At 25.2% G+C, this 12,101-nt stretch carries 12 protein-coding genes; 8 read left to right on the forward strand and 4 right to left on the reverse strand.

Annotation, left to right across the window (positions count from 1 at the left end; translation table 11 throughout):
* Window positions 1-43 precede the first annotated feature (43 nt).
* A complete protein-coding gene (treR, locus tag OW729_RS17800; RefSeq protein WP_268062893.1) occupies window positions 44-757 on the forward strand; it encodes a trehalose operon repressor in 714 nt (237 codons plus the stop codon).
* Window positions 758-967: 210 nt separating this feature from the next.
* Window positions 968-1,699: an MBL fold metallo-hydrolase gene (locus tag OW729_RS17805; protein WP_268062894.1), complete on the forward strand. Its 732-nt coding sequence runs from the start codon at window positions 968-970 to the stop codon at window positions 1,697-1,699.
* Here OW729_RS17805 and OW729_RS17810 read toward each other — a convergent pair.
* Complete coding sequence (locus OW729_RS17810; RefSeq protein WP_268062895.1) at window positions 1,694-2,581, reverse strand: phosphatidylserine decarboxylase; 888 nt, start codon at window positions 2,579-2,581, stop codon at window positions 1,694-1,696. The two genes, OW729_RS17805 and OW729_RS17810, sit on opposite strands and share 6 nt — an antisense overlap.
* A gap of 291 nt (window positions 2,582-2,872) precedes the next feature.
* Between OW729_RS17810 and OW729_RS17815 the strand changes: the two genes are divergently transcribed.
* The 6 genes from OW729_RS17815 (at window position 2,873) to OW729_RS17840 (ending at window position 8,629) form a co-directional block, all read left to right on the forward strand.
* Window positions 2,873-3,613, forward strand: coding sequence for a LytR/AlgR family response regulator transcription factor (locus tag OW729_RS17815; protein ID WP_268062896.1), 741 nt, complete (start codon window positions 2,873-2,875; stop codon window positions 3,611-3,613).
* A 29-nt stretch (window positions 3,614-3,642) separates the two neighbouring features.
* The gene (locus OW729_RS17820) at window positions 3,643-4,905 is read left to right on the forward strand and encodes a sensor histidine kinase (RefSeq protein WP_268062897.1); all 1,263 of its coding nucleotides are present in this window, start codon (window positions 3,643-3,645) and stop codon (window positions 4,903-4,905) included.
* Window positions 4,906-5,246: 341 nt separating this feature from the next.
* On the forward strand, window positions 5,247-5,642 hold the full coding sequence (locus tag OW729_RS17825) for a hypothetical protein (protein ID WP_268062898.1): 396 nt from the start codon (window positions 5,247-5,249) through the stop codon (window positions 5,640-5,642).
* 55 nt (window positions 5,643-5,697) lie between these two features.
* Entirely contained in the window at window positions 5,698-6,777 is a 1,080-nt protein-coding gene (locus OW729_RS17830; RefSeq protein ID WP_268062899.1) for an ABC transporter permease, read from the forward strand.
* A gap of 5 nt (window positions 6,778-6,782) precedes the next feature.
* A complete protein-coding gene (locus OW729_RS17835) occupies window positions 6,783-7,946 on the forward strand; it encodes an ABC transporter permease (protein WP_268062900.1) in 1,164 nt (387 codons plus the stop codon).
* Window positions 7,946-8,629, forward strand: a complete 684-nt coding sequence (locus OW729_RS17840) for an ABC transporter ATP-binding protein (protein WP_268062901.1) — start codon at window positions 7,946-7,948, stop codon at window positions 8,627-8,629. Before OW729_RS17835 ends, OW729_RS17840 begins: the two co-directional genes overlap by 1 nt.
* A gap of 72 nt (window positions 8,630-8,701) precedes the next feature.
* On the opposite strand, the gene OW729_RS17845 is transcribed toward OW729_RS17840, so the two are convergent.
* The 3 genes from OW729_RS17845 to OW729_RS17855 form a co-directional block, all read right to left on the reverse strand.
* Window positions 8,702-9,469: a YwaF family protein gene (locus tag OW729_RS17845; protein ID WP_268062902.1), complete on the reverse strand. Its 768-nt coding sequence runs from the start codon at window positions 9,467-9,469 to the stop codon at window positions 8,702-8,704.
* Window positions 9,470-9,879: 410 nt separating this feature from the next.
* Window positions 9,880-11,481, reverse strand: coding sequence for an ABC1 kinase family protein (locus tag OW729_RS17850; protein WP_268062903.1), 1,602 nt, complete (start codon window positions 11,479-11,481; stop codon window positions 9,880-9,882).
* A gap of 57 nt (window positions 11,482-11,538) precedes the next feature.
* Window positions 11,539-11,844 carry a phasin family protein gene (locus OW729_RS17855; protein ID WP_268062904.1) on the reverse strand — a complete coding sequence of 102 codons (306 nt, stop codon included), beginning with the start codon at window positions 11,842-11,844 and terminating at the stop codon, window positions 11,539-11,541.
* Window positions 11,845-12,101: the final 257 nt, after the last annotated feature.

A 12,101-nucleotide genomic window follows, 5' to 3' on the forward strand; every position in this document is an offset into this window, starting at 1 on the left:
TCAATGGTAAAATGTGTTTATCAAATACAGTTAGGTGATAAAAATGAAGGCAAAATATTTAAGTATTTATGATGAAATAACTGAAAAAATTAAAAATAAAGAATATAAACCAAGAACTATATTACCTTCAGAAAATGATTTGATGAATAAGTATAGTGTATCAAGAGATACCATAAGAAAAGCTTTAACTTTATTAGAGCAGAATGGATATATACAAAAAATAAAAGGAAAAGGTTCTTTGGTTTTAGAAGTAAATAAATTTGATTTTCCTGTATCAGGAATTGTAAGTTTTAAAGAATTAGCTGATAAAATGGGTTTAAAATGTGAAACTATTGTAGAAAAACTTCAAGTTGTAAAAGCAGATAAGCTTTTAATAAAAAATTTAAATTTAAGCTCAAAGGAAGAGGCTTGGCAAGTTATAAGAGTTAGGGAAATAGATGGAGAAAGGGTTATATTAGATAAAGACTTTATAAATAAAAAGTATGTAGCTTCTTTAACCGAAGAAATATGTAAAAACTCAATATATGAGTACATTGAGAATGAATTAGGACTTCAGATAAGTTTTGCAAAAAAAGAAATTACAGTAGAAGAGGTAACAGAGGAAGATACACGATATTTAGATTTAGAAAATCATCATATGATAGTTGTGGTTAGAAACTATGTTTATTTAAATGATGCTAGTTTATTTCAATATACAGAATCTAGGCATAGAACGGATAAATTTAGATTTGTAGATTTTGCTAGAAGAAACTCCTAAATTTATTTATTACAGAGTTATTATCAATATAACTCTGTTTACTTATATGTTTGTGTATATAGAGAATTTAGGTATATCTAATTTCTCTATTATTCATATTTTTACCGTAGCAAATTAACATTTATGATTATTTAAAAGAATAATTTTTGTAATGAAGAATAATATAAAATTATGCTGTATATAAAAATTTTCAATATGGGAGATGAATAAATGAAAATAACAGTTATAGGATGTTATGGTGGATTTCCTAGTAAGAATGAAGCATGTTCTGGATACTTAGTTGAAAGTGGAGAGTATAAAGTACTAATAGATTGTGGCTCGGGAGTATTATCTTTAATTCAAAATTATGTAGATATAAATAAAATAGATGCTATTATATTATCACATTATCATGGAGATCATATATCTGATGTATATTGTTTTCAATATGAAATAGCAATAGCTTTTGCTTTTGGATTGAGAAATAAGCCATTAGAAATATATGCTCACAAATTAAATGGTAAATTTCAAGAACTAAACTATAAAAATTTTTGTGTAGCAAAGGAAATTAATGAAAACACAACACTTAATTTTGGTGAATTAAATATAACATTTAAGTGGATGAATCATGAAGAGCCTTCATTAGGAATGAGATTAGAGGAAAACGGAAAGGTTTTAGCTTACAGTGGAGATACTGGTTGGTGTGATAATATTATTAAAATATCCCAAAATGCAGATGTATTTTTATGTGAAGCTAGTTTACTAAATGAATATGCAGGAAAGATACAAGGACACCTTTCAGGAGGGCAGGCAGGTAAAATTGCCTCAAATTCAGGAGTTAAAGAACTAGTACTAACACATTTCCCTCATTTTATAGATCTTAACCAATTAGAAAAAGAAGCGGCACAAGAATATAATGGAAGTATATTAAAGGCAAAAAAAGGATTGGTCTTAGAATTATAATTTAAGACCAATCCTTTCTCCCATATAAACTTTAGTTTCAAATCCTTTTTTGGATTCTTCAATTATATCATTATCAATAGTGATTTTATCTTTTTCAAAAAATAATATTACGGTAGAACCACCAAATTTAAAATAACCTTTTTCTTCACCCTTTTTTACTCTTTTAAGAGAAGAATATGTTTGGAGAATTGCTCCAACACAAGTTGCTCCAACTTCCATATATAATATATCTCCAAAGTTTTCAGAGTTTAAAATGCTATATTCCCTTTTGTTTTGGCAAAAAAGTTTTGGAACCTTCTCTAAAGCTATTGGGTTTACAGAATAATAAAGTCCTTTTATTTTTTTTGTTTCACTACAAATACCATTGTCAATAAAGTGGAATCTATGATAATCTGTTGGACAAAGTCTTAATATAACACAAGTTCCCTTTTCATATTTTTTAACAAGATTTTCATCTTCTAATAATTCTAAAAGACTATAGGTAAGTCCTTTTACTTGAATTAGTTTATCGGGATCTATATTTTCGTAAGCTAAAATTCTACCGTCTCCAGGAGATATAACTATTTTTTCATTATAGTTTATAGGGCGTGCATCCTCTATAAGTTCTCTTGAAAAAAAATCATTGAAACATTTGTAGTTTTCTTTTTCATGTTTAAATTCTTTTTCATCTATATTAAAATCATTTATAAATTTTGTTATTTTATTTTTACTTAAACTAGAATCACAGTACTGACCATATAATTTAGAAAATAATTTTTTCTTTATAATAATATCTAAAAACTTCATTCCAACAGGAGAGGAATAGGTCCACTCTAAGTATTTATCTCCAGCAACCTTTTCAATTTCATAACTATTTGTTTCTCTATTAAAGTATTTAATCATATTATAACCTCTTATATTTTTTATAGTTCTTATTAATTATACTATAATTTAAGGTTTTGTAATTATTGAAATTTTTTATTTAGTATAATTGATTATAATTTTTTATAACTGATATATAAAGATATTATTATAATTCCATAAAATTGAATAATATATATGCTAATGGTAAAATGGTTTAGTAAAGTTTGGAAGTCAATTGACGATTAAATGAAATAAGAACTGTTAAAAAAATAGGATATAGTAGTATTTTAAAGCTTAAGGATGAAGCAATTATTTAGGGGTGAAATTTTATTGTATAATATACTTTTGGTAGAAGATGATAGAATACAAAGAGTAAACTTGAAAAAGATTATTTGTAAAGCTTATGATAATTTAAATTTTTATGAAGCAGAAGACAAAGATGAGGCTCTTTATATATGTCAAAATCATAATATAGATATTTTTTTTATAGATATTTCTCTAAAAAATTCTTCAGGAATAGATTTGGCAATAGAGGTTAGAAAGATAAGAGAGTATGAGTTAAGTTGGATTGTATTTTTAACAACACATGTTCAGTATCTTGTCCAAGCTTTTAAGGAGATACATTGTTATGATTATATTTTGAAGCCTTATGATAAAGAAACTGTAATAAGTATGGTAAGAAAACTTATAAAACACAGTAATACAGATGTACATATAAAAAAAGAAAGGCAATACGTTATAATTGAGTTGAGAAGTGGAGTTAATATAAAATTATATATTGATGAAATAATTTTCATAGAAAGTAAATTGAGGAAGAATTTTATTTATACAACAAAAGAAGTATATGAATCAAGTAAATTATCTATAAAAAAACTTTTAGAAATTATTGATAGTGAGGATATTATCAAAAGTCATAAGTCATTTGCTGTAAATATAAATTATATAGAAAAAATTGAGAAAATAGATAGTAGATTAAGTGAAATTTATTTTCAAGACTATGATAAAAAAGCATTATTGGGTTATAAATATAGGAGTACAATTGTAAAAAAATTTAAAATTAGTTACAAATGAGGTTATAGTTGGAGGGTGCATTATATATTTTGAAAGTATTACAAGACTTTTTAGTTATTTCTATTCAATTAGGGATACTAATGACATTATGGAATAAATTTTCTTTAGGAGAAAAAAATAGTTTTATCAAAAATCTACTAATAATAATTGTTGCAGCTATGGTATACTCAATTACTGGATTATACTATGAAAATAACTATATATTTTATTTTATATCAGTAATATTTTTGGTTAAGTTTATTTATAATCAATCTTTAATTAAGACATCATTAGAATTTGTAGTATTTATATGTGTAAATATAATATTTGAGATGCTTATTTTGATATTTATGAAGCTAATGGGAATTACATATTTTAATAATTTTACATTCAATCTTAGTTGTACGCTAACAGAGTTCATTTTAATTATGTTTATATGTAAATCTGTATTAAATAAAGAACGATTGTATGATTTTAAATTACATTCTGGTATAGCAATTTATTTTATAGTAAATTTAGCATTTTGTATAGGAGCTTGCAAATTAGTTTGGAAGTATGAAGAAAATTTAATTATGGACAACCTATATATAGTTGTTATAGGGTTACTCATAATAGTAGGAGTTAATTTATACTTATATAATTATATAAGCAAGGTAAGTGAGAAAAAAAAGATTTTAGAAGTACAAAATAAATATAATAATATATTAAAAGATATGATGAATGATGTAAGAAGACAACAGCATGAATTAAAAAACTATATAAATACCATAAATGGAATAATAGATGTTTCTAGTATAGATACAGTTAAGGATAAACTTAAGAATTATATTGGGCATAGTAGAAATTTAAATAAGGATATAGAAGATATTGTATATATAGATAATACAATAATAAAAGCTATAATATACAATAAGCTATGTGAAGCAGAAAAAATGAATATAAACTTTACATTTAATATAAACAATTCTTTATTAGAGGATAAAATAAATGACTACGAAATTTCAGATATACTTAGCAATCTTTTAAATAATGCTTTTGAGGAAGTAAGTAAAGGTGATAAAAGTGACAAGAATGTTTCTATAAACATATTTGCCGAAAAAAATAAAAGCATTATAGAGGTGAGAAATATTTGTAAAAATATACAGACTAATACTATAAATAACATATTTAAATTAGGTTTCTCAACTAAAAAAGATAAAAATAGAGGATATGGACTTTACAATGTAAAGAAAATAGTTGAAAGAAATAATGGAAGTATTAAAGTATATTTGGAAGATAATTATATTGTTTTTAGAATAGAGTTTAATAATTAAATAGTATAAAGCAAAGAAGATAGATAGTGATTTTAAAATCTATCTTCTTTACTTTATAAGAAGTTTTTATTAAATAAGTTATTGGTATAAGTTTTTTTGTTTAAAGATATTGTAAATATATGTATGTATTTTTACGATATAACCCTAATTTAATAAAATATAAAAAAATAAAATAAACATAATTTGTAATATAATTCCGTTTATACTCATTTTTGTGTGTTTTGTACTATTAGTATTGAATTATTGATTTTAAATTATATAATCATCTTAGTAGCTTTGTTAAGTAATAGGGCTTATATAACTTGACAAAATACAAAATATTCTTTCGGGGGGAAAGTAAAATGAAAAAGAGAAGATTAATGTCGATGGGGGTAGTAGCTAGTTTATGTATGTGTATGTTTTGTGGTACAAAAGTATTTGCTGCACAAAGTACTAACAAAGCTTGGTGTGAGGAACATATACAACTATATTATGATGGATATATTCAATTTACTCCTTCATTTAAAATTCCATCTAGCCCAGGGTATAGCTTAAAAACAGGTAAACATGTAAAAAGGGCATACGTTAATTTTACAAGGGATGGTGAAAGTGTTACCACAAATGGGGGTAGATTATATACTGGAGAGGCATCATCAGTTAAGCAGACAACTAAGTTTTCTGCAAAAGCTAGAGCATATGATTCTTTAATTCCATGGGCTCCTAAAACAAGATTTTATTATGGGTGGATATATTTTTAAAAAATAGTTTATATGAAAAATGGCTTTTTAAGAGCCATTTTTCATATATAGGGAGATGTTAGTTATAAAATATATATTTTCAAAATCAAAACAGCTTATTTTTATGATGATGATTATAGGATTATTAATTATATTATGTTTATCTAATTTTGTTGAGGCATTTAAAATGGTTAATGTTCCGGCTAATGGATTAACAAAAAATTACTTTGATTTTTCAATAGGAGAATTTAGAGATAAGATTGATCAGAATAACATAACCTTACCAGATATGCTTAATTTTTTAAAAAATCAAAAATCGAATATTATATTGTTTAAAAAATCAGATACAAAAATTTTTGGAGTATACACAGTAAATAAGCAATTTGAGCCTAATATTATATTGGGGAGAACTTTTACACAAGAAGATTTTAATAATGGAACTAATACGATAATAATTAATCAAAAATTAAAGGATAAATGTATAGATAAGAATGGTAAAAAATTTTATGAATTTGACACCAATTATTTTCAAGTAATAGGGATTTTTAAGCCTAATAATAATAATATAAATAAGGATGCATTAGCTTATTATAATTTAGCTTCGAAAAAAATTATAAGTAAAAATCTTATCTATGATAATTATATTTTTGGTGAGTTTGAAATAGATGCAGGAGATAAAACAAAAGAAATTGTAAAGAGATTAGATGATTATTGTATAGTAAAAATCACAAGATCTGTTAGAGATAACAGCTTTAAAGAGATACTACAAAAGACTATATCTTCTCAAAGTCTAACGCTTTTTCCGGTTACGTTAATTATTTTCCTAATTATTTTAAACTCTATCAGTGTTTCCTCTAATTGGATAGAAAACAGAAAAAAAGAAATTTTTATTAGAAGATTGGTTGGAGCGACAGAAAAAAGAATAGCAATAATGTTATTTAAGGACTTCTTTTTAATCTCTACTTCCAGTTATATAGTAGCATTATTATTAGCTATGATTGTTTCTAAACTTCAGTTAATAACCTTTTTTATTTTTAAACTTTCTATTGAAACAATAATAATTGCTTATGGTTTAACTATGATAACAGGGTTAATTTCAGCTGGATTAATGTTGATTACATATTATAAAAATAGCATATCACAAATTAGGGGTTGATTAGTGTGTTTAGGCAAATCAAATATGCACTTTTAGATATTAAAGTTTATAAAAGAATTAGTATAATATTTTTTATTCAAATGGTGGTAGTCTTATTACTAGTAAACTCTTGTATTACACAAATTATAACAGTAAATAATGGGCTGAATAGACTTCAAAAGCTTAAAGATAATAAAGCTTATGTAAATAGAGATGCTACATCGAATGGAAAAATAGATTCATTAATAGCTGATGAGAGAAATTCTGTTCCAAAATTAAAAGAATTATATAGTTATATTATAAATAACAATATAACTAACACGTATTCAAAATTTGAATATCAAACTTCTGAACAAATTGAAGGAAATACCATTGTTCAAGCCACAGCTAATAAAATGTTTTTTGACATTTATGATATAAAAGCAGTTGAAGGGCGTATGTTTAATGAGTCAGATTTTATAGGTAATTCAAAAATAATTCCTGTTGTTGTGGGCTATAATTTAAAAGATAGGTACAAATTGGGAGAAATTTATTTAGAAAGAGATTTAGATACAAACAAAGATATTAATTATAAAGTAATAGGTATAATTGAATACAATTCTTCTTATCCATCTCTTGGTGATATTGGAAAAGAAACTGAGTTAAATTATACATTTTTTAAACCATTAAATATTAATTTAATAAATAATTTTTCAAGTATGGATATGGCGATAAGTTCTACGGTGGTTTTTACGAACAATGAAAAAGAAGTACGGGCTATTGAAGAAAAATCCGTTGAATTAGGACTATTTTCTATGAAATATAGACCAATACAAGAAGATATAAATAAGTATCTAGATTATTTTCATAAAAAAATAACTTATCAAATATTTATTGCATTCATAGTGTTATTTTTTGCAGCTACGAGTATGGCATTAAATTTAACAACCATGATTTCAAAAAATATAAGAGAATTTTCAATACATATGATTTGTGGTGCTGAAATTAGTTCTATAATTGAGAGATTTTTATGGCAACTATTAATTATAATGTCTTTAGCTTTAGTTCCAACGGTTATTGTTTATGATATAAATATTAGTTTGCTATATACAATAGTAATTGCTTGTATTATATCATTATTGATAATGAGTATTCCTTATATAAAACTAAAAAGAACCAATATTATAGAGTTGATAAGGAGGAATGATTAATGAAACAAACTACTCCAATAATAGAATTAAATAGTATAAGAAAGATTTATGGAAAAGGAGATAGTGCTGTTAATGCATTGCGTAATGTTAATATTAGCATAAATAAAGGGGAGATGTTAGCAATTATGGGTCCATCAGGATCAGGAAAATCAACTTTATTAAATATTATGGGATTATTAGATGATTTAACAGAGGGAAACTATAAGTTGTTTGGTAGTTCGGTTAAAGGAATATCTTCAAAGGACAAAGCTAGTTTAAGGAATATGAAGTTAGGTTTTATAGTTCAGGATTTCGCTTTAGTAGAAAAGTATACAGTTGAGCAAAATATTGAGATTCCCTTTGCATATTTAAAGAAAAGAATATCTAAAGAGGAAAAAAATGAGAAAATAAAAGAAGTATTAAAAAAACTAGATATTGAATCAAAACGGTATGAATTAGTATGCAATTTATCAGGGGGCCAAAGACAAAGGGTATCAATTGCTAGAGCTATAATTAATGAACCTGAAATAATACTTGCAGACGAACCTACAGGTTCATTAGATTCTAAAACAGCTAAAGAAATAATTAATGTATTAAAAGAGTTAAATAATAGAGGAAAGACGGTGGTAATAATAACTCATGATAAAAATATTGCTGAAAGCTGCAACAGAATGATTAATATTAAAGATGGTATTATAATTTAATATCAATGAAAAAGGAGAAGTGAGTATAAATCAGTTTGGTATAAATAAAGCATGTTTATACTCATTTTTTATTTATAATTTAGCTTTTCTATAAAAAGGTAGATACAATAAAACAAAGAACATACATAAACCAGTGATCATAAGAGGAACAAAGAAAATAGGAGTATTAGGAAATAGTTTAAAATGAACAAAACAAGGAAGCTTTCTAAGATAACAATAGTTGCTGTCAATTAGGTAATTTGTTGGTATAGTTATTCCAAAGTATATAAAAGTCCATTTAAAAGTTCTTTTTATAGAATTTAAGTTTGGTGTATATTTATGAACAAATATCATAAAAAGTGCAGATATTAATATTCCACCATGTGATATAAAAAATTGAACAAACATGTAGTGTGGAAAAGGGTATAGAGAATTGTCATGGAAGATTAAGGCTATAGTTGCTCCACCTATTCCCCAAAAATAAATTATGTCAAAAATTTTATAACTTTTACTAAGTAGCATAATAATGCAAAGAATTATGGAGATTCTGCATATATAAAGTGGTAATGCTTCCTTTAAGCATAGTAAATTATTATTTACATACCAATAGTAAAGGGTAATTTGATGTATAATCAAAATTATAGCTAAAGTTTTTGAAAAACGTTTTTCATATTTCTTTTTTCGCAAAGTATCTTTAAATAAATACATTAATGTTATTATAGAAAAAATAATTACTAAACTGACTATATGAGGTTTAGTAAAATGTTTAAGGGATAAATCAGTGTCTAATGGTTTCCAAAGGGAATCATAGGAATTCAAAATAATCACCTCTATAAAATAAGTATTCAGAGTAAATAACATAATTCCTAAAATCTATAGTTCAACAAATAACATAGTTACCAAATTATAAAGATCACGCCTTTATCCATCACTGCTTTAAAATTTCTTTAAGTTCATTATGTTTATATAGGTTGTTGAACAATTAATATTTAGTTTTATTCATGAATTATTCAACAACCTAATTTAAATAAATATCTTAAATTGTATTTATTTAAATCGAATATATGATTAAAAAATAGGAAGTGCTTTAAATATAAGTATAATTAAATATAAAAAAACTATACTGATGATTTTTTGGAAATGTTTAGATTTACAATATAAACGTGTGTTTTATATTGTAAATAAAGTGTTTATAGATAAGATACATTATTGTAATGTGGATTTTAAAACATAGTTAAAAAAATGAGATGCATATAATTTTGCATCTCATTTCATACTTTACCTGAACGTATTATAGATATTAATAATCCAAATCCTATAATAGCAGCAATAGCATATCCAGTTAAGCCTATTATAGATATGTCATGGTATTTAGGGCCTATATTAGTATTTAAAATCAAGGAAGAGGCTATTATCATTGATGAAATAACTAAGGCTAATATTCCTCTATTAACCATTTTATTTAATTCATTTACGTTATTTTCTAAATCTTTATGTTCTAATTGAATTTTAGCCCTACCTTGTATTAAACTATCACTTAATTCTATTAATTTAGTTGGAAGACGAGTAGAATCTCTAGTGAAAAAAACTAATTTCATCAAAGCTTCATCTAAATCAATATTATTTAATATGGAAAATTTATTATTAGATTTTACATAAGGCATAATTATGTCTAGCATTTGAATGTTTGGGGCTAATTTAGCTACTACTCCTTCTATTATCACCATACCTCTTATTAAGAGTGTAAAATTTCTAGGAAGTCTTATATTGTTTCTCTTAGCAGTATCAAATACATCTTGAAGCATAGCAGATACTTGCAAATTGTTTAAAGAAGTTGAAAGATAGTTATCCATTAAATAGTCTATATCTTCGAAAAGTTTGTTCCTGTTGACATAGCCTTTTTTTATGCCAATTGCCATGAGTATTGATATGATTTTATGGATATCTCTATAAGCCATTGCTATAAGCATTTCATTAAGGGAGTCTCTAAGAGACTTTGATAGATTTCCAACAAGACCAAAGTCTATGTAACAAATTTTTCCGTCACTTATTAATAAGTTCCCTGGATGAGGATCACCATGAAAGAAACCATCTGCAAAGACTTGTTTAAAAAAGGATAGAGCTAATTTCTTTCCTACATCCTCTCTATCATAGCCATTCTTGATAAGTAAGTTAAAATCATCTATTTTAAAGCCGCTTATTTTCTCCATTGTGATAATCTTTTTTGTTGATAACTTATGAATGACATATGGAGCATATACAGGAACTATATCTTTATTTAATTGTCTAAATTTATCTATATTTTGTGCTTCGATTTCAAAATTTAATTCAAATTCTGTTGCAATTTTAAGTTCTTCTAGAGCTTCTTGTGGATTAATAAGTGTATCAATAAAACCCACCTTAGTAAGTTTAAATATTTTTTGAAGAATATCTAAATCCATGTTCATTTTTTTTGCTATTTCGGGCCTTTGAATTTTAACTATTACTTCTTGATTATTCTTTAAAACGGCTTTATGTACTTGAGCTATTGAAGCGGATGCAAGTGGCTTTTTATTAAATTTGAGAAATATCTCTTCTATTGGTTTATTAAATTCTTTATAAAATATCTTATTTATATTTTCAAAAGGCTCTGTTTGGACATTGTCCTGAAGTTTTGATAGTTCCTCTATATATTCTTGAGGAAGTATATCTGGCCTTGTACTTAGTATTTGACCTATCTTTATAAAAGTGGGGCCAAGTTCCTCAAAAGCCTTTCTAAGATTTTCTGGTGCTTTACTATCATTTTTTATTTTGCTATCTACAATATATCCAAAACCATAGTGAGCAAGAGTTTTCACTATGTCTCTAAACCTTTGTACGGAATTTTTAGCCATAATATACCTCTCTTTAGTGTTAAATAAAAGCCCTAAACTTTATTAGGGCTTTTTAGACTAATTATTTTTTTCTTCTAATTTAGAAAGTCTAGCTTTTATTTCTTCTATTTCATCTTTGGTTGCAAAATTCATTTCTGTCAAAAGTTCTCTCATTTCTTCTTTAGTCAATGGTTTTATTCTACTAGTAGTTTCTTCTGCTTTTTCTTTAAAATTTCTTTTTAATTCTTGAGATAATTCTTTACCTTCATCAATAGTTAATTTACCTTTAGCAACCATTTCATCAACTAATTTAGCACCTTTTTCGTAAGTATAAGCAGCTGAGCCTATACCAGCTAATATTATATTTTTTATTTCATCTATCATACATATACCTCCTAAGTATAGGTAATAAAAGTTATTATGAATATATTATACTTCTTAGCTAATTATTTATAAATCAAATTATTCTAAATTTAATAAAAACTTAAAATAATAACCAAAAAAATGACATATATATGTCAACTGTTTTTGAAAATGTCCTAAAATAGTTTAATTATTAGCACCAGAAAAATCTGGTGCTTTTTTATTGCTACGCAACATCGGTTTTAAGGCGATGAGCCTGCATTTTACAATGTTTCTCA

This window comes from Clostridium brassicae (assembly GCF_026738875.1).
Taxonomy (GTDB): Bacteria; Bacillota; Clostridia; order Clostridiales; family Clostridiaceae; genus Clostridium_H; species Clostridium_H brassicae.

Coding starts and splice junctions, on each gene's coding strand:
- treR (WP_268062893.1), top strand. CDS start 44: ATGAAGGCAAAATATTTAAGTATTTATGATGAAATAACTGAAAAAATT.
- OW729_RS17805 (WP_268062894.1), top strand. CDS start 968: ATGAAAATAACAGTTATAGGATGTTATGGTGGATTTCCTAGTAAGAAT.
- OW729_RS17810 (WP_268062895.1), bottom strand. CDS start 2,581: ATGATTAAATACTTTAATAGAGAAACAAATAGTTATGAAATTGAAAAG.
- OW729_RS17825 (WP_268062898.1), top strand. CDS start 5,247: ATGAAAAAGAGAAGATTAATGTCGATGGGGGTAGTAGCTAGTTTATGT.
- OW729_RS17830 (WP_268062899.1), top strand. CDS start 5,698: ATGTTAGTTATAAAATATATATTTTCAAAATCAAAACAGCTTATTTTT.
- OW729_RS17840 (WP_268062901.1), top strand. CDS start 7,946: ATGAAACAAACTACTCCAATAATAGAATTAAATAGTATAAGAAAGATT.
- OW729_RS17845 (WP_268062902.1), bottom strand. CDS start 9,469: ATGTTATTTACTCTGAATACTTATTTTATAGAGGTGATTATTTTGAAT.
- OW729_RS17850 (WP_268062903.1), bottom strand. CDS start 11,481: ATGGCTAAAAATTCCGTACAAAGGTTTAGAGACATAGTGAAAACTCTT.
- OW729_RS17855 (WP_268062904.1), bottom strand. CDS start 11,844: ATGATAGATGAAATAAAAAATATAATATTAGCTGGTATAGGCTCAGCT.